At 69.4% G+C, this 23,346-nt stretch carries 22 protein-coding genes and 1 pseudogene; 15 read left to right on the forward strand and 8 right to left on the reverse strand.

What is annotated here, in order from left to right:
• Positions 1-147: 147 nt before the first annotated feature.
• The 4 genes from ACWC97_RS29180 to ACWC97_RS29195 all read left to right on the forward strand — a co-directional run bounded on the left by ACWC97_RS29180 (position 148) and on the right by ACWC97_RS29195 (position 3,918).
• Positions 148-1,050, forward strand: a complete 903-nt coding sequence (locus tag ACWC97_RS29180; RefSeq protein WP_450652496.1) for a DUF2637 domain-containing protein — start codon at positions 148-150, stop codon at positions 1,048-1,050.
• Between the two features lie 331 nt (positions 1,051-1,381).
• Positions 1,382-1,723, forward strand: coding sequence for a plasmid mobilization relaxosome protein MobC (locus ACWC97_RS29185; RefSeq protein WP_450652498.1), 342 nt, complete (start codon positions 1,382-1,384; stop codon positions 1,721-1,723).
• On the forward strand, positions 1,720-3,438 hold the full coding sequence (locus ACWC97_RS29190; RefSeq protein ID WP_450652500.1) for a mobilization protein: 1,719 nt from the start codon (positions 1,720-1,722) through the stop codon (positions 3,436-3,438). Before ACWC97_RS29185 ends, ACWC97_RS29190 begins: the two co-directional genes overlap by 4 nt.
• Before the next feature lie 144 nt (positions 3,439-3,582).
• On the forward strand, positions 3,583-3,918 hold the full coding sequence (locus ACWC97_RS29195) for a hypothetical protein (protein WP_450652502.1): 336 nt from the start codon (positions 3,583-3,585) through the stop codon (positions 3,916-3,918).
• Between the two features lie 105 nt (positions 3,919-4,023).
• On the opposite strand, the pseudogene ACWC97_RS29200 reads toward ACWC97_RS29195, so the two are convergent.
• The 3 genes and pseudogenes from ACWC97_RS29200 to ACWC97_RS29210 all read right to left on the reverse strand — a co-directional run bounded on the left by ACWC97_RS29200 (position 4,024) and on the right by ACWC97_RS29210 (position 7,042).
• Positions 4,024-4,449: pseudogene (locus ACWC97_RS29200) on the reverse strand (NUDIX hydrolase).
• Between the two features lie 183 nt (positions 4,450-4,632).
• A complete protein-coding gene (locus tag ACWC97_RS29205) occupies positions 4,633-5,586 on the reverse strand; it encodes an FAD-dependent oxidoreductase (protein WP_450652503.1) in 954 nt (317 codons plus the stop codon).
• A gap of 10 nt (positions 5,587-5,596) precedes the next feature.
• Positions 5,597-7,042: a carph-isopro domain-containing protein gene (locus tag ACWC97_RS29210; RefSeq protein ID WP_450652505.1), complete on the reverse strand. Its 1,446-nt coding sequence runs from the start codon at positions 7,040-7,042 to the stop codon at positions 5,597-5,599.
• Between the two features lie 339 nt (positions 7,043-7,381).
• On the opposite strand from ACWC97_RS29210, the gene ACWC97_RS29215 reads away from it, so the two are divergent.
• Genes ACWC97_RS29215 through ACWC97_RS29255 form a run of 9 tightly spaced genes read left to right on the forward strand, consistent with a single transcriptional unit; the run spans position 7,382 to position 16,477 of the window.
• Positions 7,382-7,738 carry an ATP-binding protein gene (locus ACWC97_RS29215; RefSeq protein WP_450652507.1) on the forward strand — a complete coding sequence of 119 codons (357 nt, stop codon included), beginning with the start codon at positions 7,382-7,384 and terminating at the stop codon, positions 7,736-7,738.
• Between the two features lie 43 nt (positions 7,739-7,781).
• The gene (locus ACWC97_RS29220; RefSeq protein ID WP_450652509.1) at positions 7,782-9,095 is read left to right on the forward strand and encodes a glycosyltransferase family 4 protein; all 1,314 of its coding nucleotides are present in this window, start codon (positions 7,782-7,784) and stop codon (positions 9,093-9,095) included.
• Positions 9,092-10,090 (forward strand): D-2-hydroxyacid dehydrogenase, encoded by a 999-nt coding sequence (locus ACWC97_RS29225; RefSeq protein ID WP_450652510.1) that lies wholly within the window; start codon positions 9,092-9,094, stop codon positions 10,088-10,090. Before ACWC97_RS29220 ends, ACWC97_RS29225 begins: the two co-directional genes overlap by 4 nt.
• A 3-nt stretch (positions 10,091-10,093) precedes the next feature.
• On the forward strand, positions 10,094-11,203 hold the full coding sequence (locus tag ACWC97_RS29230; RefSeq protein WP_450652512.1) for a radical SAM protein: 1,110 nt from the start codon (positions 10,094-10,096) through the stop codon (positions 11,201-11,203).
• Positions 11,203-12,321, forward strand: coding sequence for a hypothetical protein (locus ACWC97_RS29235; RefSeq protein WP_450652544.1), 1,119 nt, complete (start codon positions 11,203-11,205; stop codon positions 12,319-12,321). Before ACWC97_RS29230 ends, ACWC97_RS29235 begins: the two co-directional genes overlap by 1 nt.
• Before the next feature lie 16 nt (positions 12,322-12,337).
• A complete protein-coding gene (locus tag ACWC97_RS29240; RefSeq protein WP_450652514.1) occupies positions 12,338-13,135 on the forward strand; it encodes a radical SAM protein in 798 nt (265 codons plus the stop codon).
• 23 nt (positions 13,136-13,158) lie between these two features.
• Complete coding sequence (locus tag ACWC97_RS29245; protein ID WP_450652516.1) at positions 13,159-14,883, forward strand: carbamoyltransferase C-terminal domain-containing protein; 1,725 nt, start codon at positions 13,159-13,161, stop codon at positions 14,881-14,883.
• Positions 14,880-15,494, forward strand: coding sequence for an HD domain-containing protein (locus ACWC97_RS29250; protein WP_450652518.1), 615 nt, complete (start codon positions 14,880-14,882; stop codon positions 15,492-15,494). Before ACWC97_RS29245 ends, ACWC97_RS29250 begins: the two co-directional genes overlap by 4 nt.
• Positions 15,491-16,477, forward strand: a complete 987-nt coding sequence (locus ACWC97_RS29255; RefSeq protein ID WP_450652520.1) for a glycosyltransferase — start codon at positions 15,491-15,493, stop codon at positions 16,475-16,477. The genes ACWC97_RS29250 and ACWC97_RS29255 overlap by 4 nt, the downstream gene beginning before the upstream one ends.
• A gap of 7 nt (positions 16,478-16,484) precedes the next feature.
• On the opposite strand, the gene gltX is transcribed toward ACWC97_RS29255, so the two are convergent.
• From gltX to ACWC97_RS29280, 5 genes are all read right to left on the reverse strand, one after another.
• Positions 16,485-17,861 (reverse strand): glutamate--tRNA ligase, encoded by a 1,377-nt coding sequence (gene gltX, locus ACWC97_RS29260; RefSeq protein WP_450652546.1) that lies wholly within the window; start codon positions 17,859-17,861, stop codon positions 16,485-16,487.
• 132 nt (positions 17,862-17,993) lie between these two features.
• Complete coding sequence (locus tag ACWC97_RS29265; protein ID WP_450652521.1) at positions 17,994-18,698, reverse strand: restriction endonuclease; 705 nt, start codon at positions 18,696-18,698, stop codon at positions 17,994-17,996.
• Between the two features lie 184 nt (positions 18,699-18,882).
• Positions 18,883-19,728, reverse strand: a complete 846-nt coding sequence (locus ACWC97_RS29270; protein ID WP_450652523.1) for an Eco29kI family restriction endonuclease — start codon at positions 19,726-19,728, stop codon at positions 18,883-18,885.
• Between the two features lie 93 nt (positions 19,729-19,821).
• Positions 19,822-20,640 carry a very short patch repair endonuclease gene (locus ACWC97_RS29275; RefSeq protein ID WP_450652524.1) on the reverse strand — a complete coding sequence of 273 codons (819 nt, stop codon included), beginning with the start codon at positions 20,638-20,640 and terminating at the stop codon, positions 19,822-19,824.
• Positions 20,637-21,950: a DNA cytosine methyltransferase gene (locus tag ACWC97_RS29280; RefSeq protein ID WP_450652525.1), complete on the reverse strand. Its 1,314-nt coding sequence runs from the start codon at positions 21,948-21,950 to the stop codon at positions 20,637-20,639. Before ACWC97_RS29280 ends, ACWC97_RS29275 begins: the two co-directional genes overlap by 4 nt.
• A gap of 116 nt (positions 21,951-22,066) precedes the next feature.
• Here ACWC97_RS29280 and ACWC97_RS29285 point away from each other — a divergent pair, with 116 nt between their 5' ends.
• Entirely contained in the window at positions 22,067-22,906 is an 840-nt protein-coding gene (locus tag ACWC97_RS29285) for a GIY-YIG nuclease family protein (RefSeq protein ID WP_051874432.1), read from the forward strand.
• A gap of 83 nt (positions 22,907-22,989) precedes the next feature.
• Positions 22,990-23,178 (forward strand): AbrB/MazE/SpoVT family DNA-binding domain-containing protein, encoded by a 189-nt coding sequence (locus ACWC97_RS29290; protein WP_450652528.1) that lies wholly within the window; start codon positions 22,990-22,992, stop codon positions 23,176-23,178.
• Positions 23,179-23,346: the final 168 nt, after the last annotated feature.

Below are 23,346 nucleotides of genomic sequence, written 5' to 3' on the forward strand. Positions count from 1 at the left end.
CGTAAGCGCCCCCGTGACCCGGCCACTCACAGAGGCACCTGCCCTCACCCACAGATCGCCCCCGTTGCCCCTCCCGCAGCCCCTGGTGCACGCCCCTTGCCCTCACCGGCCAAGTCCACGACACCCGCCTCTTTGGAGCGCTCCCGCTTGACCACCACTCGCAACAACACGCAGACGGCTGAGCAGTACGCGCTCGCCGCCGCAGGCTGCGTCATCGTCGCCCTGACAATCGCCGGGTTCTGGCTCTCCTACGCCCACCTCGCCGAGGTCGCCAGCCAACACGGCCTGGGCGGCTCCCCCGCCCGCCAGTGGGCCTGGCCCGCCACCCTCGACGCCTTCATCGTCGCCGGCGAGCTGCTGATGCTGCGCGCCGGGCTCCGCCGCACACCGGACTGGTGGGCCATCGCCCTCACCGCCAGCGGGTCACTCGGCTCCATCGCTCTCAACGTCGCCGGCGTCAACGGCACCGGAACCGCCCCGGTCCCCTTCCTCGACTACGTGGTCGCCGCCGTCCCCCCGACCGCCGCTCTCCTCGCCTTCGGCGTCCTCATGTGCCAGATCCACCAACATGTCGCCACCCCCGAACACCGCCACAACCGGCACGCACACGGGGACGGCGAATCGATATCCGCCCACCCCGCCGACCAGGAGGAGCCCCGTCCGCACCCCACCGCCACAACGTCCGGTACCGCTGAACCAGTCCACCGCCACACCGCCGACGCTTCACAAACTCACCCTGCCGCTCAGGCGAACGAGCCCGGGTCTCTGGCACCGCCAGGAGCAAGCGGTGATGTGGCGGAAGGCCCTGAGCAAGTGGCGGAAGCCCAGAACAAGCCGGAGAAGCCGGGTGGGCGGAAGGCCACCGCCCCCATGGCCCAACTCCTCGCTCTCGGCCGTACCGCCCCTCTCGGACGGGACGGGCGCGTCTCCCGCCGCAAGGTCGAACACATCATCCGGTCACACCGCCTCCCGATCGGCCGAGAGCGCCTGGACGAGATCACCCGCCAGCTTCAGGACGAACTCGACAAGGCCACCGCCGACGAGGTGTGACCCCGCTCTGCAAGCGCTCCCCCGCCCCGCCACGCTGTACCACGAGAAAGGTCCCTGATGCACGAGCACCACCCCCACGTCCACCGACCAACAGCAGGAACGCCCCACCCCAGCCCACAGCCCAGCAAGTTGTACCGGGAGCAATGCTCCCGGAGTTCCCGCCCCAGGGGTGGCGGGAGCGGGCCTGCGCCAGGGGGCGCCGGACCGGCAGGCTGCGACCGAGGACGGACCGCAGCCAGGAGGGGGACGGCACGGCGAGCGCCTTTCACGGCGGCGTCAGCGCGCCCGTCAGCCGAAGCCCCGCAAGCGCCTGCACCAGCCCAGCTGCCGCATGAACGACGCCGAGTACAAGCGCTTCGCCGAAGCAGCCGCCCAGTGCCAGATGACCAACGCCGCCTTCCTCGCCTACGCAGTCGACAAGGCCGCCCGCGACCTGACCCGCACCGCCGCCGAGATCGCCACCGAACGGGAAGTCCTCGACGAGGTGTTCGCCGCCCGCCGGCACCTGGGCCGCGTCCACGGCCTGTTCAATCAGGTCGCCAAAGCCCTCAACTCCGGCGCCGACGCACCCCACCTCGATGTCACCGCGCAAGCCGTCCTGCGCGCGGCCCGTCGCATGGAGAATGCCGCCGATGCCCTGCTCGCCCACCGGGACGGCGGTGCCGCTGCGTGATCCCCCGCATCCACAAGCGCGGCAGCGAGACGATCGGGCTGATCCGCTACCTGTACGGGCCCGGCAGCCACGAAGAGCACACCGACGCCCACCTGGTGGCCTCCTTCGACCCGCTCACCCCCGACCCCGGCCGCGACCCGCAGGCCACCTACGGGCAGCTTCAGCGGCTGCTCGACCAGCCCGTCGACGCCCTGCCCGCCGGCCGGCGCCCCGAGAAGCACGTGTGGCACCTGTCCGTACGCGCCAGCCCCGAAGACCCGAGCCTGTCCGACGACGACTGGGCAGCCATCGCCCGCCGCATGGTCGCCGCCACCGGCATCGCCCCCGACGGCGACGACGCCGCCTGCCGGTGGGCCGCCGTCCGGCACGCTGACGACCACATCCACATCATCGCCACCCTGGTCCGCGACGACGGCCGAAGGCCCCGCCTGCACAACGAGGCCCGCCGCGCCCAAGCCGAGACCCGCGCCATCGAGGCCGACTACGGCCTGCGCCGGGTAACCCCGGGCGATGGCACCGCCGCCAAGCGCCCCACCAGCGCCGAACGCCACAAGGCCGAACGTCGTGGCCGACAGCGCACCCCGCGCGAGGAGCTGCGTGAGGCGGTCCGCCGCTCGGCGGCCGGCGCGGCAAACGAGGAGGAGTTCTTCGACCGCCTCGCCTCGGCAGGTCTGCTCATCCGGCGCCGTATCGCGCCGTCGGGCGACACCCTCGGCTACACCGTCGCCCTGCCCGGCGACCGAAACGCCAAGGGCGAACCGGTCTTCTACTCCGGCTCAAAGCTCGCCCCGGACCTCTCGCTGCCACGCATCCGCGAACGCTGGACCCCAACCTCGGACGACACCACCCAGCAACAGGCCCCGCCGTCGGTGACCGGGCCCGCCTCGGCACGCCGACGCGTCACCACCGCAGCCTGGCAGGCACTGCTCGTCCTCGACCACGGCGAGGACAGCGTCATCGCCGCACAGATCGCCTCCACCGGCGAAGTCCTCGACTCCCTCGCCCAGACCTCCGCCGCCCACACCCGCCACGAACTCCAGGCCGCCGCCACCGCCTTCGAACGTGCCTCCCGCTCCCACGTCCGCGCCGCACGCGGTCACAACCACGCCCTGCGCCAAGCCGCCCGCGACCTCGTCCACAGCGGCCCGGCCCTCGGCCGAGGCGAGGACGGCGCCGCCGCCGCGATGGTCATCGACATGCTGTTCTTCCTGATCACCGCCGCCGCGCACTGGCACGCCAAGAAGCAGCACTCCCAGCAGGCTGAGGCCGCCCACCGGGCCGCCGAGCACCTCCGCGCCGCCTACCAGGCCGCCGCCGAACACCCAATGGCCCTGCTCCACCAGCGGGGCGCTCGCCTGGCCCCAATCTGGCAACGCCACCACGCCACCGCCGTACGCCAAGCCCTGCCCGAACTGGCCGACCGCCTCATTGCCGAACCCGGCTGGTCCGCCCTCATGGCCACCCTCGACGAGGCGCAGGACGCCGGCCACAACCCCGTCACCCTGCTCACCCAGGCTGCCGCTCGAAGGGAGCTGGACACGGCGGAAGGCATGAGCGACGTGCTCGTGTGGCGGCTCCGACGGATGGCCGACCTCCCCGCCGATCCCCAGAACTCTCGGAGCCAGCGCAGCAACGGCGCCCTCGCCGCTTCCTCGCCGAGTCGGGCCATGCAAACCGGGATCGGGCCCGCGAGCACTTCCCCGCGACGGCGCTGAACCTCAGAAACCGAGCCGGAAAAGGTAGCCGACGATCGCCGGTTAGCCTAACCGGCGATTCTCCGGACCATGGGCACATCAGCACCCGTCCCAGCCCCGCTAAGGAAAACCCATTTGCCCGCGCCCATGCACCGCCCCCACGTCATGGCCCTGCTGTTCGACACGAACTTCAACCGCCCTCCGGGCACCCGCACCTTCCGCCATCTCGACGGACGTCCCTTCACCGACGAGGAACAGGCCCTCGCCGATGACGCCACCCTCGAGGAACTCCAGGCTGCTGGCGTCCACGTGATCGACCCCGAGGCCGAAGCCAAGGCCCAAGAAGCCGCGCACGAAATGGCCGAGCTCCTGTTCAAGTACGTCATTCCGCACCGTGAGGTCCTCATCCCCTTCATGACCCACGAGGACGTGCTGACGTACGGCCGGCTGGAGACCATCGTTGCTGCGGGCGCCCAGCGCCCCCATTCCCACAAGGACTGAGCACACAGGCACCCGGCCCCGTTGAGAAACCGGCGACAGGTGATCAAGGACCCCTCCTCGACCACCGGCCGCGCTCCTCCGTCCGGCCGAGCGGCCCCGCACAAGTCAGATCGCGAGATCGCCTGGCAGGGCCGCGTCGAGGTACTCCTGTACCGGCTCGAACAGCCCGTACGGCACGTACTCCGGGATTTCGCCATGGGCGACCCAGGCCAGCTCTGCCAGCTCCTCGGTGTCGGCCACGTGTGCCGCACCACCCAGCACCTCGCACACGGTGTACGACATCAGCCGGCCCGTCTTCGGATGGACGCGCTCGCCGAGCAGCTTCACGGCCGCCACGGTCAGCCCGGTCTCCTCCTGGGTCTCCCGGACGGCGGCGTCCTCCCGGGCCTCGCCGGGCTCGACCTTTCCGGCGGGGAACTGCCAGGAGAGCTGTCCTTCACTGACCCGTCAACGCACCATCAGCACGCGGCCTTCGTGCACGACGATAGCGGCAGCGATGCCCGGTCGCTCGTCCGTGTTCTGCTGCGTCACGTCTGCTCATCCAGGACGGCCAGGATGGGTGGGAAATTCGTATCGACGGGGATGAAGCGGGGCACCGAGTCATCGGGCGGACGGCCCCACTCCAGTCAGACCGCGACCGCCTGCCTCAGCCGCGCTCGGTGGCACCAGCGAGTGCCATAAAGCCTCGCAGGCGTCTCCAACTGTCGGTTGGTCTCAGCTTTCTCCCACCAGGCGCTGCGCCTCAGCAGCACAGCCCCAGGACAGCGTGACCCCAGCCCCTCCATGCCCGTAGTTGTGCACAACGACCGTGCCGTCCTCCTGACGCTCCGCCTTCACACGGACTATGGCGCGGGTCGGTCGAGCGCCAATCCGGTGCTCCAGGACAAGGGCCTGGGCAAGGCGAGGTTCGACCTCGGCACAACGGGCGAGGATGCCGGCCGCCGCCTTGTCGTCGGAGGCAAGGTCGCCTTCGCCGTCGATGGCGGTGCCGCCCAGGACGACGGTGTCGCCGTGGGGGTAGAAGCAGAGCAGGTCCGGAGAGAGGCCGGTGTCCTCGGAGAAGAACTCGGTCAGTCCCGGGTTGGTGACGACGACGTGCTGGCCGCGGATGGGACGAAGGTCAGGATCCGCGAGTAGATCCTTGGCACCCATGCCCGTGCAGTTGACGATCACGGGAGCAGGGCCGACGTCCGCGAGCGCGGCCAGGCGTCGCCGTTCGATCGTTCCCCCAGCGGCATCGAGGCGCCGCAGGAGGTAGTCGAGGTACGTGGGCATGTGGATCAGCGGCACCGTGAACCGGTAGCCGGCCGAGAACCCGGCCGGCAGATCCTCCGGCGCGCACGACCGGAAGCCGGGCAGGGTGGTGGCCCAGTCCGGCGGCTCCTCAGCTGTGCGGGACGCCTCGATGCCACTGGTGAGCCGGACACCCGTCGACGGGTCTGCGGCCAGCTCTCGGAAGACCTCCAGCGATCGTTGTCCCCACTGGTCGACCTTGTCCTTCGGCTCGACCAGGTACGGGCCCCACATCGCCCCGGCCGCGAGCGAGGTGACGCCCGGCACCTGCTCGGCGATCACGTGCACCAAGGCTCCGGCCTCGGCAAGTACGACGGCGGTGGTGAGTCCTGCCACCCCAGCCCCGACAACGACAACGCGCTCCCCTGCGGTCATGATCCCGACCCTAACGGCCGGGTGGTGTCGAGGGAGCGTGTTCGGCAAGTGCCTCCTCCAAGGTCGGCAGGAAGCTGCGCACGTGGGTGTTGCGCTGTCGGCGGCGCAGGTCTGCGGCAAGCTGGTGGAGCAGGGCCGCGCTGCGAGGCGAGCGCACGACGTCGAGGCGGTCGGCGACGATCTGGCCTACCTCGCAGGCGGCCTCCAGGTCGCCGTGGGCGCTGTGTCCCAGGGCCAGCCAGGCCCCTTCGAACATGGCCCTGCGCTGGCTGGGGTCGCCGCGCGGGACGTCGTACGCCCCTGAACGGAGCATCTCCGCCCCCTGGGCGAGAAAGCGCCGCCCCCTCGCGCCGCCATCCGCCTTCAGCTGAGCTCGGCCCATCTGGATGAGGCCGTAGCCGGCCTGGCAGTCCAGGTGGTTGTCGGTGAGGAAGTACATCCAGCGCGGTTCCTCCTGGCCACCGTCCCTGCTGTCGATCAGTTCGTGGGCGGCCCCGCGGGCGTGGGCGAAGTCGTTGTCGCGGCCGGCGGCTGCGTACGCGTAGGCAAGCCGGGACAGGACGGATGCCCGTACGGCCGGCGGTGCGGCGTCGCTGGCGCGGCGGGCGGCCTCGCCAAGCGCGATGGCGTCCGCCGGGTGGCCACGGCTCGCGGCCTGGAAGGAGAGGTCGCCGAGGATGTGGGAGCAGAGGGGTAGGTCGTTGACCTGGTGCGCTGCCCGTAGTGCGGTGGCGAAGTAGCGCTGCGCCAGGCCGTGGTCGGCGGCGTCGAAGGCCATCCAGCCGGCGAGCTGGCCGATCTCCGCGAGCGCGCGGATGAGGCGGCTCGCGGCGCCGGGTGCATGACCGCCTTCGCGGATCAGCAGGCCGACCGCGCGAAATTGGGCACCCACGTACGGGAGGTGGCGTGCTCCGCCGTGCTCGTCGTCGAGTGCGGAGAGCATGGGCAGGTGCTGTTCGACCTGGTCCACGAGCGGATCAGCACCTTCGGACGGCGTGATCCTGGGCGCGTACTGACCGCGCCCCGCCGTGCCGTCGAGGTACTGGGCAACGATCGAAAGGAGCCCCGCGCCAGAGATCGCGAGGAACCGGCGCCGGTCGACGAGCCCTCCCATCACCCAGTCCTCCACGATCGCCTCCATGCCCTGCACGGTCCAGGGCCGTGCGAGATCCGCGTCCGCCGGGACGAGGGCCGATGAGTCGCCCACGCGGCCCTGCCAGAGTTCGGCCACCGAGACAGGTCTACCCAGTTCCTGGGAGAGCACGTAGGCGGCCATCGTCGGTAACGGTGAGCGCGGCAGCGAACCGGCGTCACGCCAGTGGTAGGGCGCCGACTCGGCTACCGTCCCCGCCCCGAACACCCTGTTGAGCTTGCGAGCGAGCGCCTTCGGGCTCCACCCGAGTTCGTCGAGGCATCCCGTCAGTACGGCGTTGGGTTCCCCAGTCTGCGGTGCCACGTGCGACCACCTCTTGCCCCAGTGGATCGTCCATCACTTCTCGCGCCCCCTCATGGTGACGCTTAGGTCAGCTAATTCACCTCCTCCCCAAGGAAGTTGACCGAGTTGACCCGTTGATCGGGTCCTGTGCGCCCGCCCTCCTCCGGTGTTCTTGGAACCGGGCGGCAGGCGCCGCCTCGATGCCGACGGAGAAAGAGGTGGGCCTCGAGACACCGCACGAGTACCTCCGGAGGCTGGCTGGGCAGCGTCCTGGAGCGCGACGCCGGCATAGCCGACGGGACCACGCTGATCACGGACCTGCCGTACGGGCCGAAGGCGGCCGAGATCGCCCGGAAAGCTGTGTCGGTCGCACTCCACGGCACCGAGGCTGACCTCCTTGATGATGCCCGTCTGATCACGTCCGAGCTCGCGACAAACGCGTTCGCCTCGGGCAGGCCGCCCTTGGTCCTGTGCGTCGACCGCCGGACCCCGACCACCGGGGGCCTGGAGGTCGAGATCACCGTCACCGACGGCGGCTACTCCCACCCTCCGCCGCCCTCTCCTCCAGCTTCCGAGGAGGAGGCCGAATCGGGACGAGGGCTGGTCATCGTCGAGGCTCTCGCCGACGCCTGGACGCTGACGACCGGAACCCACGGCAGCCGCGCCTGGTGTCGGCTCACGCGCGCTACCCGTACCTCGGCCGCCAGCACCACCTGATGCTCCCGCCCGCGAGATCCGTCTTCGAAGGAGGCACCACACAGTGCGCATCGACCATGCCTCTCCGCCGCCCCTGCCCACGGCCGCCGCGCCGGAGGCGGTCAGCCGGCCCCGTGTCGTCGTCGCTCTCCACGAGGGCTTCTACGGTGCGGCGTCGGGTTCGGGCTTCAGCAACCGGGCCTTCCTCACTGCCCTCGCCCGCCTGCTGCCGCCCGGTCGCCTCTCCGTCATCACCCCGTACGTCCCGGAGGCAGCGGGGGCACACGACCGACGGTGGGCCGACGAGGTCCGGCAGATGCTTCGGGGGGCCGGGGCCGAGGTCATCACGGTCCCGGAAGTCCGGGCCGCGCCGGGCTCGATCCACGGTTCCATGCAGCTGTGCGACCTGGCGGGCGAGGCGGCTGACCGTATCGCCGCCCGTGCGAGCCGGTGTCTCCTCATCGGCCTCGACATCCCGTTCCTCGGGCTGGCCCCCTACACGTCGCCGACGACGGACCTGCTGCTCGTACCCCGTTCCACGGCCGCGCTGACGAGGCCCAAGGACGTGTCCCGCGTCCGATGGGAGCGGGACGCCCTCCGGGCGGCGACCGTCCGAGGCGGGCGGATCGGCGCCATCTCCTCCCACATGCGCGGCCACCTCGTCGTCAGCTACGGCGTCCCCCGGGGCAGCATCGTGAGCGTCCCGAACGGGCTGATCCGGGAGGAGATGGCCCGGCCAGCGAGTGCGCCTCCTCTGCCCTTCAAGGCACGCGCCGGATTCCTCCTCGCCATGGGCCGCGCCGTGCCGACGAAGGGCTTCGACGACCTCCTGGAGGCGTTGCGCCTCCTCAAGGAGCGCGGCGTTCGCACCCCGCACCTGGTCATGGCAGCCGTGACCTCGGACGAACACGAGCGCCCCACCTCGTACCAGGAGGACCTGGCGGCGCGCATCCGCACCTACGGCCTGGACGCGACTCTGATCACGCGCTTCACCCCCGCGATCCGTTCCTGGCTGCACAACCCGGCCCTTCGCGCGGTCGTCGTTCCTTCCCGAGAGGAGCCCTTCGGTCGCATCCCCTTGGAGGCGTTCGCGGCCGGTGCCGGCCCGGTGGTGGCGACGACGGCCGGCGGGCTGACCCAGACCGTCGTCGACGGCGAGACCGGCTTCACCGCCCCGCCGCGGGACGCTCGGTCCCTTGCGTCCGCGCTGCACCGCGCCCTGACCGTCCTACCCCGCGAACGCGACCGGCTCCGGAGCGCCGGGGCAGCCCTCGTACGCTCGCGCCACGACTACGAGGCCAGCATCGGCTCCGTCATCGAGCGCATCGCCCCTTGGGCTCTGGCGCCGACGTCCAGCGCGGAGGGCCGGGCGCGATGAGCAGGCCGGTCGTGTTGATCAGCTTGGAGTCCCCGCACTCCTTCTGGCAGTTGTCCGCCGAGCACGAGCGCGCTCTGTCGGCTGCCTTTCCCAGTGTCGAGTTCCGTGCGGCGCCCGAGGAGTCCGTGCCTCACCAGCTGGCCGAGGCGCACGTCTATTTCGGATGGAGGTTCGAGCCGTCGTGGCTGTTGGGCGCGCCTCACCTGAGGTGGATCGCCTCCCCGGCCGCCGGCACCGACCACCTGCCCGTCGCCGAGGCTCACTCCGTCGGGGTGGCGCTGACCCGCTCGTACGGGTTTCACGGCAGGCCCATGGCCGAGCACGCCATGGGGATGGTCCTGGGCTTCTCACGCGGGTTGTTCATGAGCCAGCTCGCCCAGCGGAACCGGACCTGGTGGAAGGACGACCTGGCCGAGGAGTTCTTCGACCTGGCGGGGGCAACGATGACCATCGTCGGCTGCGGCAGTATCGGCGGACACCTCGCGCGTGCGGCCCACTCCTTCGGGATGGACGTCATCGGCGTACGACGGACGCCGCCGGTGGCCGCCGAGGGCGGGATCACATGGATGCACACGTCGGCGTTGCACCGGGCGGTCGCCGTCGCCGACGTGGTGGTCAATCTGCTGCCCGCCACCCAGGCCACGGACCGGTTCTTCGACCATGGCCTTTTCACGGCGTTCAAGCCTAAGTCCGTCTTCCTCAACCTCGGCCGCGCGGCCACCGTCGACCAGACAGCCCTCCTGCACGCACTCGACGCCGGCCACCTTCACGGCGCCGCCCTGGACGTCTTCAACCCGAAACCGCTGCCCGCCCACCATCCGCTGCGGCTCCACCCCCGGGTCGTGCTCACTCCGAAGAGCTCCACGCTCAGCCGTACGTACATGGACGAGGCGGTCGCGTTCTTCGCCGACAACCTGCGCCGCTATCTCAACGGCCAGCCGCTCAAAGGTCTGGCGGCCGTGCCCTCTGCCCGATTTCCCTTCGTAGGAGGCTGACCGATGACCACCGCGCGCCATCACGACCTCGCCGCCGCCTTCGCCGCGACCGACCGCAACCACCCCTACCTGGCCTTCACCCTGAACTCGCTCTGCAACCTGGACTGCGTGTTCTGCAAGCCCCGCTGCATGCCGGACTACGGACACAAGGACCGTCCCCTGACCGCCTCCGACTACGCGGCCATCGCCGCCGAGGCCGGCACCTGGAAGATCATGAAGGCGCACTGCTCCGGCGGCGAGCCGACCCTCCGGGCGGACATCCTCGACGTGCTCTCGGGCCTCGCCGACGGCCTCGGGGCCGGTGCCGCGATCGGGATGACCAGCCACGGCAACCTGCGCCGGGGCTTGAGCGTCGAGAAGCTCCACGGCGCCGGTCTGACATACCTCAACCTCAGTCTGCACAGCCTCGACCCCGACCGGTCCGCCGCGATCATGGGCGGCGGCGACCCGCGCGTCACCCGGCGCACCCTCGACACCGCCCTCGCCCTCGGCCTGCGAGTGAAGATCAACTGTGTCCTTCAGCGCACCTACCTGGATGACGCCTTCGCCGTGGCCGAACTCGCCCGCGACCTGCCCATCGCCATCCGGCTGATCGAGCTCCAGAACATCGGCCCCGCCCAGGCGCTCTTCGACACCGAGTTCATCAGCGAGGCGGAGGTCCGAGGCCGCCTCCACGAGTGGTTCGCGAACGCCGGCGAGGTCCGCAGGGACGAGCTCGGGGTCCGCAGCCCGGGGCAGTACCTCCGCCCGGACGGCTGGGCGGGCTCGATCGGCTTCATCTCCAACTCCAGCTGCGCCACCTGCTCTGACGCCAACCGCATCAAGATCACGCCCACCGGGGTGGCCCGCCCCTGCATCCTCCACAACCGCGACATCCCCCTGAAGCCCCATCTCGCCGACGGCACCCTCGGCGACGCCTTCGCCCACCTCTTCCAGGCCATGCTCGACCGCAACACCAACGATGCGTGGCAGGGCTTCCACTACGTGGACTACGACCTGCGCTGGGACCGGATGGAGCGCCCCGAAGGCACCCCCGTCCTGCCCGTGCTGCCTCTCCTCACCACGGACGCGGCCCGGCCCGCCTGCGCCCGCGCCTCCTCGGGGGAACGGTGATCGCGGTGGTCGAAGCGCCGTCCCTCTACGTGGGGCTCGGAGCGCTGTACGAAAGCGAGCTGGACGCCCACGGCGTCGGCGCGGTGATGCTCACCCACAAGTGGCAGCCGGCCGACCTGCTGGCTCCCCACTCCGACATCGACGTACGCGTCTTCCTCCCCGAGGCCCCGGCCGACTGGGAGGAGTGGAACCACCGCCTGGCCGCCGCGCACACCGCCGCGGTCCGCCGGGAGATCTCCCACGGGCGTCTCCTGGAGCACCCGCCCGGCTTCGCGTTCACCGTGGCCGAGGCGGATGGGCGGCTCGTCTCCGCGCCCGAGCTCGCGACCTGGTCGCTGATCAGCGGGAGCGCCCGGGACTTCCAGCGCTGGAAGTCCCGGGCGCAGATGGCGCCGTGGTGCGAGGTCGACGAGCGGTTCTACAGGGGAATCCTCCAGGGACGGCTGGGCGGCAGGTACCAGCTGGCGGCGGACAGCACCGACAACGTGGTTGCGGACATCGCCGCCTACCGGCGCCACTGCGTGGCCTGGCATTACCTCGCCCCGTGCTGGTTCGCCGCCGCCGCACTCGCGACACGGACCCGATGCCCCGGCAAGACGGCCGCCCTCACTCAGTGGCGTCCGGACGGGCTGGACGGGTACGCCGAGCTATTCCTCGAGCACGCCGCAGACCGAACCGAGGCCCGTCCGCGGAGTCCGCGTCACCTCCTCCGCACGGCCCACGTCGCCCTGGAGGCTGCGATGCGCCGCGCTCCCGGCGCGGCCAGCACTGCTGGCCAGGGCGAAGAGCACGCCCGTGCCGACTGGGTGATGACCGCTGGAATGCTCCGCGTACGCGTCGCCCGCTGGCTGTACTACCTCGACCCGCCGCCCGGTGTCGCGACCGAGTACCTCATCCGGCGCGAGGCGAAGGAACTCCGAGCCGCCGCACAGACCCTGAACGCGCTCGCGGCAGACGAGAGCACCTCTGCCCAGCGGCTGGCCGCCCGGATGACGACGCTGATCCCCACCGGCCCGACCACCGCCGGCACCCTGCGCGCGACCCTCGCTCTCTGGCACCGGCAGAAGTCCACCGCGCAGGACTTTCTCACCCTCACCCCTGGCGACGTCCACCCCTGACACAAGGAGTCCCGCCATGCCCGCGCGTGCGCCCCAGCCCCGCGCCCTGAAGACGGCGAAGATCAAGATCACGACGAAGTGCAACCGGTCCTGCGACTTCTGCATCTTCGCCGACGGCGCCCAGGGCGAGAACATGTCCCAGGAGCTGTTCTCCACCATCCTGACCCGGCTGGAGACCATCCCCTTCCAGCAGCTGCACATCAACGGCGGCGAACCCACCGTGCACCGGGACTTCCTGGCCCTCAGCGACGCGGCCCGCACCCGCCTGCCGGACAAGGTCATGGTCCTGGGCACGAACGCCATCAGCCTGGCCCGCAACAGGTGGATCATGGAGGCCACCCTCCGCTCATACGACCAGGTCCTCATCGGCTGCGACGACGAGCACGAGAACTACGACGAGGTCCACGCCGTCGTGCCCCACCTCCGCGAGGCCGGCAAGACCGTGGTCATCAACAGCGTCCTGGAAGGCATCAGTTCCACCCGCCTCGCCCAGCTTGCAAGGCTCTGCGACACGTACGGCGCCATCCACGTCACCAACCACGTGCACCACGTCGACGTCGGCCAGCCGGCCAACGAGCTGCGCGGCATCTGCGACCGCTACCTCGACCAGCACCTGATGATCGAGATGGACGGGTCCTGCTACCGCTGCTTCAACGCCATGGCGAAGGATGACAGCGAATTCAGCATCTGGGACGAGGACTTCGCGGCCAAGGTGTTCGCGCCCCGAGGCCACCACTTCCGGTTCTGCCTCCGCTGCCACGAGTACACCGACTCCGGCGCCGCCCTCCTCCCCACCCCGGCCCTCACCGTCTGACCCCAGACCGGAGGTACACCACCATGCCCGCAGTCCTCGGACTGAACTTCCACCACGACACCAGCGCCGCCTTACTCGTCGATGGCCGCCTCTACGCGGCCGAGGAGGAACGCTGGAGCGGCATCAAGCACAACCACCCCACCCGCAAGGGCACGCTCGCCACCCCGACCCGCGCGCTCCAGTGGTGCCTGGAGGCCGCCGGCCTCGAACCGCAGGACATCGACGCCGTCTGGGCCGCCTCCATGCGTCCCAACCCCGCCGCCGGCTGGTGGCTGGCCGAGGAGCGCGACGAACTCGCCACCCTCCTGCCCGCCCCGCTCGGCGAACACCTCCGCCTCCTCTCCCACCACACGGCCCACGTGCTCTCCGGCTACCTGCTCTCCGGCCACGACCACGCGGCCGGCCTCGTCATCGACGCCGGCGGCTCCTCCCTCGGCTCCGACTTCGGCCCCGGCCGCGAGCGCATCACCGGGTACGACCTGCGACCCGATCGCATCGACCGCCTCCACCAGGGCATGCCGACCGTCGTGCCCAGCCCGGCCGGCCCCCGACGCGTGCACTCCTCCCTCGGGCACTTCTACCGGAACCTCGCGCGGCGGGTGATCCCGCCCGGCGATGAGCCCGAGGGCAGCATGATGGCGCTCGCGGCCTTCGGCGATCCCCAGCGCTACGGAGCACAGATCCGCGAGCTGGTCCGGCTCGGCAACGACGGCGAGGTCCGCATCGACCACCCCTGGGGCTCAGCGGACAGCAGCACACCGCTGCTGCTCGGCGGCCGGGCCTGGACCGCCGACAACGTCACGGGGCAGCCGGACCACGAGCGGGCAGACCTGGCCGCCGCCGTCCAGGAGGTCTTCGCCGAGTCCGTCGTCCATGTCGCCCGTCACCTGCGACGACTCACCAGGGCATCGACGTTGGTGTTCTCGGGCGGGTGCGCCCTGAACTCCCATCTCAACGGCCAGCTGGCAGCCGACAGCGGCTTCGACACCCTCTTCGTTGCACCGGCCCCGCACGACGCGGGCACCGCCGTGGGCGCCGCAATCTACGGCTGGCACTACCAGCTCGGCCAAGAGCGCCTCCCGGTGCCGACCGACGCGGCCTGGGGCCCGCGCCCCGGCACCCTTGCGACCACTGCGGTGCCGCCCGGATACCGCGCCCTGACCGGCCTCGGCCCGGCGCTGGCGCCCACAGTGACCGCACTCCTCGCGGAACACCACATCGTCGGCTGGGTACAGGGACAGCTCGAATTCGGGCCACGGGCCCTCGGCCATCGCTCGATCCTCGCCCACCCCGGCCACGCCGCCACGCGCGACCGGCTCAACGCGATCAAGAAGCGAGCTACATACCGCCCCTTCGCCCCGGCGGTCCTCGCCGAGCACGCCAGGGAGTGGTTCATGTCGGCGGGTGACCCCTTCATGAACCGTGTCGCCCGTGTCCGCCGATGCCGAGCGGATCGCATCGCCGCAGTCACCCACCACGACGGCACCGCCCGAGTCCAGTCCGTCGCCCCCGACCACCAGGGCCTGCGCGAACTCCTGGAGCAGTTCCACGACCGCACCGGGCTACCGCTGCTGCTGAACACCTCCTTCAACCGCAAGGGCGCTCCGATCCTGCGGACCGCCGAGCAGGCCGCGGCAGCGGCAGCAGACCTCGGCCTCGACGCCCTGGCGGTCGGCGACACCCTGCTCCTCGCCGACCACGTGCCCGACCCCCGAGCCACGGCCCCCCGTACGAGGTGGAGCGGATGAACCCCATCGACCTGGACCACGTCCTCACCGTGCTCGGCGCCGCCGCGTGGAGCACGGACGAGCAGTCCCGCGCCCGCGTCGCCGGCGCCCTCGCGCTCACCGTCTATGACGGCCACACCCGCGACCAGGGCACGCCCTACCTGGAACACCCGCTCGCCATCATCACTCTGCTCGCCACCGAGATCAGGGTCAGCCAGGTCGAGACCCTTCTCCTCGCCCTCCTCCACGACGCCCTGGAGGTGGCCCCCGAATCGGAGGCGCTGCTCGTCCAGCACCTGGGCGGCCGATTCACCGCCCGTCTGCGGGCGATGACGGCCGACCACCGCCTCGAACAGCGTCCCAAGGCCGCCGGCGACGAAACCCGCTGGCGCTTCAAGCAGGCCGCGCTCCCGCCCGAGGACCTCCTCGTTCGGCTCGCCGACCGCCTCCACAACCTGCGCGATCTCGCCGCCTCGCCCAACCTCGACAGGCGCCGACGGTTCCTCCAGAGCATGGAGGACTTCTATCTCCCGCTCGCCGACGCCGCCCGCGGCCTCAGCCCCCACCTGGAGGCCATGCACGCGCTGCTCCACGCCGAGTACATCCGCCACCAACAGGAGGTACGTCCGTGAAGCGGGTCGTCTACTCGATGGCGCCTGTGGGCCGGACCGGCGGCCGGGTCTACCTGCGGATGCTTCACGAGGCGACGGCCAACGACGTGGAGTGGCGCACGGTCCCGGATCACAAGCGCACCTACCGCGTCCGCCGCTGGCGCAAGCTCCGCCACCTCGCCCGCCTGGCCCCGTCGGTCCGGGCGCTGGACGGCGCCAGCGGCACCTTCGTGTGGGACGACCTGAGCCTGCTGCTCTTCACCCGGGAGATGCGGGCCCGCACGGTGTTCCTCCTGCACCACTACGAGCCGCTGCAGCACGACTCCGCCCCGGTCGAGGCCATGCTCTGGGAGCACCTGTTCCGGGTGCTGCCGCAGTGCGCCGCTGTGGTCTGCGTCGCCCCGTACTGGGCGAGCTTCCTCCAGGCCCGAGGCGTCCGAAACGTCCGGGTGATCTACAACGCCTTCGATATGACGGAGGTCGAGCGGGCCCGTGGCTTCGACCGGACCGAGTGCCGCGCCGAGTTCGGTCTGTCGCCGGACGTGATCGGCGTGTACGCGGGCAAGGCCGTGCACTGGAAGGGCACCGAGGAGGTCTCGGCGGCCCTGGCCGGCGCGCCCAGGCTGCGGGTGATCACCAGCGGCAGCAACACCATCGGCTTCGACGGCGCCCATTACGACGTCGACCGCGAGCGGTACCTGCGGCTGCTGTGCGCGTGCGACGTCGGCGTCTTCCTCCCCCAGATGCGGGAGGGCTGGAGCCGCTGCGCGGCCGAGGCCCTACTGCTCGGCCTGCCCTGCCTGATTCGCCCGGTGGCCGGGCTGGGCGACCTCGCCACGCTGACCGGCCAGCCGACCCCGGACCTCGGCCGACTGCCTGCGCAGGTCCGGGAACGCGCGACGGCACGCCAGACCGAGGCCAAGGCAGCGTACGAGGCCCTGGCCCGGTTCGATCTGAACTACTTCGGCAACGCCTGGGGCGACCTCCTCGCGAAGGTTGCCTGACCGGCGGCTACGCCTGCGCGGCGGCCAGCTTCTTGGCCGCCGCGTCCAGACGGGCCAGCACACGGTCTCGGCCGAGCAGCTCCATGGACTCGAACAGCGGGAGTCCGATTGTGCGGCCGGTGACCGCGACCCGGATGGGCGCCTGGGCCTTGCCCAGCTTGAGTCCGTGCTTCTCGCCCACGGCGAGAAGCACGGACTTCAGGTCGTCCGCCTTCCAGTCCGCGACGGTGGCCAGCTCTGCACGGGTGTCGGCCAGGATGTCACCGGCGCCGGCCTTCATCGCCTTATTCCACGACGCCTCGTCCTCGACCGGCACGTCGAGGAACAGGAAGTCCACGTAGCTGATGATCTCCGACAGCAGCGCGATCCGGGTCTGAGCCAGCTCCGCCGCCACCTCGAAGACGCCCTTGTCGAACGCCTCCGGTGCCCACGGCGCGTACGGGGCGACGAGCCACGGCGCGCAGGCGGCGGCGAACTGCTCCGGCGAGAGCGCACGGATGTAGTCACCGTTGAACGCCGTCAGCTTCTTCACGTCGAAGAACGCCGGCGCGGTGTTGACGTCCTCGATCCGGAAGAGCTGCTCCAGCTCCTCGTACGGCATGATCTCGCGGTCGTCGCCGGGGCCCCAGCCGAGGAGCATGAGGTAGTTCACCATCGCCTCGGGCAGGAAGCCCTCGGCGAGGTAGTCCTCCAGCGCGACCTTGTCACGGCGCTTGGACAGCTTCTGCCGCTTCTCGTTCACGATCACCGGCAGGTGCGCCCACACCGGCGGCTTGGCGCCGAGCGCCTCCCACAGGAGCTGCTGCTTCGGCGTGTTCGACAGGTGCTCCTCGCCACGGATGACCTGCGTGATGCCCTCGTCCAGGTCGTCGACCACGTTCGCGATCAGGAAGACCGGGGATCCGTCACCACGGGCGATCACGAAGTCCTCGATCGCGCTGTTCGGGAACGCCGGCTCCCCGCGGATCAGGTCGACCACGACGGTCTCGCCCTCGTCCGGCGTCCGGAACCGCAGTGCCCGGCCCTCCTCGAAGGCCAGCCCCCGCTCCCGGCAGAACCCGTCGTACCCGAGGTGGTCCGACCCGGTGCGCTCCTTCAGCTGCTCCCGGGTGCAGTCGCAGTAGTACGCCCGCCCGGCCGCGAAGAGCTGCTGAGCCGCTTCCCGGTGCCGGTCGGCGTTGTGCGACTGGAAGTACGGCCCCTCGAAGGCCGCGTCCTCACCATGGATGCCGATCGCCGCGAGCGCGCTAATGATACCGTCGATCCACTCCGGCTTGTTCCGGGCCGCGTCGGTGTCCTCGATCCGCAGGACGAACGTGCCGCCGGACTGTCGCGCCACCGCCCAGTTGTAGAGAGCGGACCGTGCACCACCGACATGGAACATGCCGGTCGGGGACGGGGCGAAACGAACGCGAACCGGGGCAGTAGACATGCGCTCCAGAGTACCGACGCCGAACGCCCGCCCCGGACCACTCCACCTACCGCTGCACCATCGTTTTCCGGCCGTCCTCGCCTTCTACCCGTAGGTCTCCTTCCACCGCTCCCGGTGCCGCCGGTCCCCTTGTCCCAGCCCGTTCACCGCGCCGAGCGACAGCAGCGAGGCCCCGTTGTTCCACAGCCCGAGGTGATCGCGATGGACAGCGAGGATGTCATTCTCCGTGGCGAACCTCTCAGCGGGCCCGCTGAAGTACGTCGTGGCCACGAAGATCGCCACGTCGGCCTTGAAGTGCACCCTCGCGCCGAGCAGGTCCCGTACCTCCCGGCTGGGGATCTTGCTCTTGGGCGTGTACCGCTTGCACTGGATCACCATGCTCCGCCCGTCGGGAAGGAGCCCCAGCACGTCGGCCCCGTTGTCGTGAGAGCCCCCGACCCTCCGCACGTCGGTGCACCCGTCGCGCCGGCACAGGTCCACGACGAAGTCCTCGAACTCCGTCCCCGTCATCACGTCGACCTCGGCCAGCGTCCGGTGCCCTGCCTTCACCGCCTCGTCATACCGCCACTGCCGATCACCGCCCCGGACGAACCGATCGGTGCGCCACAACCACCACCCGCCGCCTGCGAGCCCACCCAGAACGAGACCAGCGACGAGATAAGGCCAGATCACGCTCCAGAAGGCCACCAGCACGACGACGCCCACGACCCCGGCGATGACGCTGCCCCGGAGTCGCCTCTCTCGACGCTTCCGAGCCGCTGTTCCTCGCCGCTGCCGTGCCGCTGCCATGGCGCCCTCCCTCGTCCAGTGCAGCAGTCTCGGGAAGCATCAGACCGCCGAGAAGGGCGCCGTTCAGCCAATGGCCGAAGTCGTTCGCCTCGGCGCTGATGGAGCGGCAAGAAACACGCAGGCAGCCGCGTGCGTCGAGCGCGAGACAGACTGTGCGGGAGCAGGGCTATCTGTCAGGCGACGATCATCCTTCGAGAGTTTCGAGGGCGGCCGCTTCTGCCGTTGTCTGCTTCGGAGCGTCAGCTGGCTCCCATTCAAGAGTGCTGAGGTCGAATCCAAAACGACTATTCTCCTCCAAGAAAACACTCTCCCGGAAGACGAGGACAGGCCCTTTCCCGGAGCCCTCCGCTTCCTCCCAAATGGTTTGCGCGGGCCGATTTCGAAATTCCTTCAATTCCTTGTCGCGCTGCTCCCCTGATTCCATCAGCGAGATTCCGATACCATCCGAGATGAGCTCTTTCATTTCCGCTTCGCTGTAATTCCGATTACAGAGCAGCGTCGCAGCACGCTTTCGTCCAGGATGGATTGAATCCCAGAAGGAGCGGGCGTTCCTTCGCCCTCTTCCTGGCGAGTTCCCCCCGAAACCAGTCATGATCGTATTCCAGAGAACTGGACTGTAGGCGCGCAGAAGGGCCCGCTCGCCCAGGACGATCCAGATGTCGTCGAGGGTCAGGAACCTGACGTCGAAATGCGAAGGGTCGAGATTGTCGGCTTGCTTAATGCTGCTGCGATGGTCTCTTATTCGGCCGAACAGCTTTCGTTCGGTCATGTCCGGCGGGTCCCCGTAGTCACTATCGCCGGCCGACGCCTTCCCTACGTAAATAGGGATATCGAGATCCTTCAGGCCCTTATAGACTTCGAGGTCGCCCTTATAATAGAGCGCATATAGTCCTGCGCCCGGAAACGGCTTTACCTCGCTCAGGGGCACACGTGGCCGCCCGTCCATCTCCTCTCGGAGATTGCGGCCGAGCAAGTCAAGGCCCAACGGGTCGAACTGTGGAGATGTCGCGTCAGCAGGGCTGGGAGCCATGGGCGGGATCCTACCTACCGCCGCAGACGCCGACCCTCAGCCCCCGACGTACTGTCAGATGTGGGTGCGCTCGACGAGGGTCGGCGATTTGGACTACCTCTTCGGGTTCAATGCTGATTGTTCGGATTCATGCCGGTCTGCTGACAAGACTCGTACGGCTGATATCACCCGCGCAGCGGCAGCGTCAGGAGCCTCGTGCTCCCAGACGCGAACGACTGTCCAGCCGGCCTCTTGCAGGAGGCGATCCGTCTCCGCGTCCCTGGCCTGGTTGCCCTCGATCTTGCTTCGCCAGAACTCGGCGTTCTTCTGTGACTCCCGAAGGTGTTCTGGACAGCCGTGCCAGAAGCATCCGTCGACGAACACGGCGACCTTGGGCTTAGAGAAGATCAGGTCGGCGGTACGCCGCAGTTCAGGCAGGGGCCGTGCTGCCACTCGATAGCGGAGTCCCTGCTTGTGCAGCAAGGACCGGAGCCTCAGCTCGGGGCGGGTGTCCTTGCTCCGGTTGGCTCGCATCACCGCGCGTACCGACGGCGAGGAAGCCCAGGAGCCCTCTGCCGGCGGCTCCTCGGTGAGAAGGCCCTTCTCCCAGGCCATCCTCCAGCCCTCGGCAAGATTCGCGGCACGGGTCTCGTGCTCGACCTGTCCGAGGTAGCGAGTGGGAGACTTGCCGCCGTCGGACCAGCGCAGGTACGCGCGGATACGTCGCGTGTCGGGAAGTACCTTCAGCTCCACCGACGCCCGGGCGAACCGTCCCTCACCAAGATCTACCGAGCGCCTGTGGCGACCACCGGCCGCCCGGTCCTGTTCGGCCGCGATGGCGGCCCGGGTTCTACCGGGCCGCCCTTTCCATGCCCGGTCCGGTGGCGAGTCGTGCTTCCAGCCGCTCTGCGCCCTGCTGGTGGGCCCGGTCACTTCCGTCGCTCCTCCGCCTCGTCCAGGACGGTGGCGACCGCCTTCGCGAAGACCTCGCCAAGGGCAACGGGTACGGCATTGCCGAGCTGGCGCATCTTCTCCCCCCGGGGGCCCTTGAGCTCCCACGTGTCGGGGAACGTCATGACGCGCGCGGTTTCGCGGACCGTCATGTACCTGTACTTGTACCGGACGCCGCCCTGAGCGGCCTTGTCGGCCACCAGCTCGTCCAGGAGCATGACCGACTCGCCGCCGGGCACACCGTGAACGCCGGCCTTGACCGTCTTCGCCGGGCGGTCGAGTTCGTTGGGGGTGTGCCCGTCGTAGATCCGGGCACCGGGCCAGCCGATGTGTTCCGTGAACCCGCCGAGGAAGTGCTCGGTGCGGTCCAGCCACTCGTCCGGCACCTCCGGCAGGGGCTTGTTGTCGCCGATGCCGGCGATCGCGTCACGCAGGGTGTACCAGGGGAGCAGGCCGTCGTCCATCGGCATGGTCTTCGGGAGCCGGGCCATGACCCACTCGCGCACGTGGGTGGGCACATTCGAGTGCCGCTCCCAGTAGCTCCCGTCCTCCATGGACCGAAAGAGAGCGGACTCGGAGTGCGTCGGCTTCACGAGCTCCTTGAACAGCTCAAGGTCGACGTTCAGGTCGCGACGGAAAGCAACGATGATCACGCGGTTGCGGATCTGGGGCACCCCGTAGTCGGCAGCGTTCACCGGCATCATGACGATGTCGTACCGCTTCTTGGGGTCGTCCGGCTCCTTCTCCCGCCGCTCCAGCAGGTACTCGTAGTGCTGCTCCCAGGTACGGTCGCCTCGCTCCTCGAAGGGCAGCTCCAGCTCGCGCTGGATGTAGTCGAAGTAGCGGCGGAACGAGGGCCTGAGCAGGCCGCGCACGTTCTCGCAGATCACGGCCTTCGGCTGGATCTGTTGGACGGCCTTGAACATCTGGGGAAACATGTTCCGCTTGTCCTCGTCGCCCTTGGCGACGCCGCCGAGGCTGAACGGCTGGCAGGGAGGACCTCCGGCGAGCACGTCCACCTGGCCCGCCAGATAGTCCATGTCGAGCCCTTGGACATCGCCCGCGACGAGGGGCACCTTCTCGCCAGGCCCGGGTGCTCGGGTCGGCTTCTGGCCGTCGGGCAGCCGCTGGGCCCCGTTGGCCTCCAGGGTCTCGCATGCCCGCTTGGCGAACTCGTTGAAAAGCAGGGGGCGGAATCCGGCGCGGTGGACAGCCATGGCCAGACCGCCAGCGCCAGCGAAGAGCTCGACGCCCGTGCGGTCCTTCTTTGATCCTTCTTGCAGTTCAGCCATTCCAAAAGCATACCGCGGAGTTGTAGATCTTCAAGCCATTTCGAGGTGAAGGTTCGGCCACGTGCGCAGGCCACCGATAGGGTTTCCGGGATCATGTCGACCAAGGGAGTGGACGAATGGTGCCGGTGGTGGGCTCCGAGGACGGAACGCAGTACCACAAGGACTTCACCCTGAGCATCACCAAGGCGCTCGGCGACCAGTTGGCGTACGCGCTGAAGAAGCTTGGCCGGGCGCCTCTCTCCGAAGAGAGCATCGCGCGACTCAAAGAGAAGCCCGGGGTCTACCAGCTCTACCTGAACGGGAAGTTCGTCTACGTCGGCAAGGCCGACAAGTCGCTGCCGGCCCGCCTCGGCAACCATCTGCGCAAGATCTCTGGGCGTCGCAACATCTCCCTGGATGAGATGGCCTTCTCGTGTCTGTACGTGGCGGAGGACTTCTCCGCCCTCGCCCCCGAGCAGCTGCTCATCACCCACCACAAGGGACAGGGCGACATCCCCTGGAACAACAACGGCTTCGGCAACAAGGATCCGGGCCGGCAGCGAGACAGCACGGTCCTCAAGCGGAATCACTTCGATGTCCTGTTCCCCATTGACCTGGACCGGCCGATCGAGGGTCTGCAGGCTGGCGAGACGACGCTGCATGAACTCCTAGAAGCGATCAAGGCCGGCCTCCCGTACATCTTCAGGTATGGAAAGTCGGCGGAGTTCAAGGCTCGAAGCGTTCACGTGCCATCGGCCGCGATGACCGCCGACGAGGTCTTCCAGCTGATCTCGGCGGAGATACCGGACAAGTGGCAGGTCGCCGCCCTCATGGGTTACGTGATCATGTACGACGACAGTCCCAATACGTACAGGAGCGCGTGGCGGTACTACCGCCACGGCGAGCGCATCAGCGCCGTGCCTGAGGCGGACCCGGCGGGGGTTGTCGAAGCCGAGCCACCGTCGATGGATGACTGACCCAGCTGACACAGACCAGCACCGCAGTCAGCAGTCGAAGCGGCGGGCGTAGGTCGCGAAAGTTCCGGTGCCACACTGACGGGATGATCAGGGAACCTGCCGAGACCACCGTCTCCGAAGCCGGCATCGTCGAGATCCCCTTGGGGGTACTCGCGGAGGCCGGACTGTCGCCAGGAGCAGCCGTCGTCGTGTACAGCGACGGAGATGGTCGCACCGTGGTCCGTCGGAAGGAAGACGTGATCCGTGACCTGCTGGAGAACGGTTCGCTGTGATCCAACGGTGGCCGCGTGGTTGCAGTTCTGGTTGCATTCGCCCTCGTCCGACCCCGTCCGGACGAGGCCGCCTCGAACGCTCCGCCGCAGGTCAGGGCAAGTACGACCCCCGCCGGACCCCCGTACGAACATTTGGAAAGCGTGTTGGGGGCAACCCCTCACGAGTTC

The sequence above is a fragment of the Streptomyces sp. NPDC001108 genome, assembly GCF_053598535.1.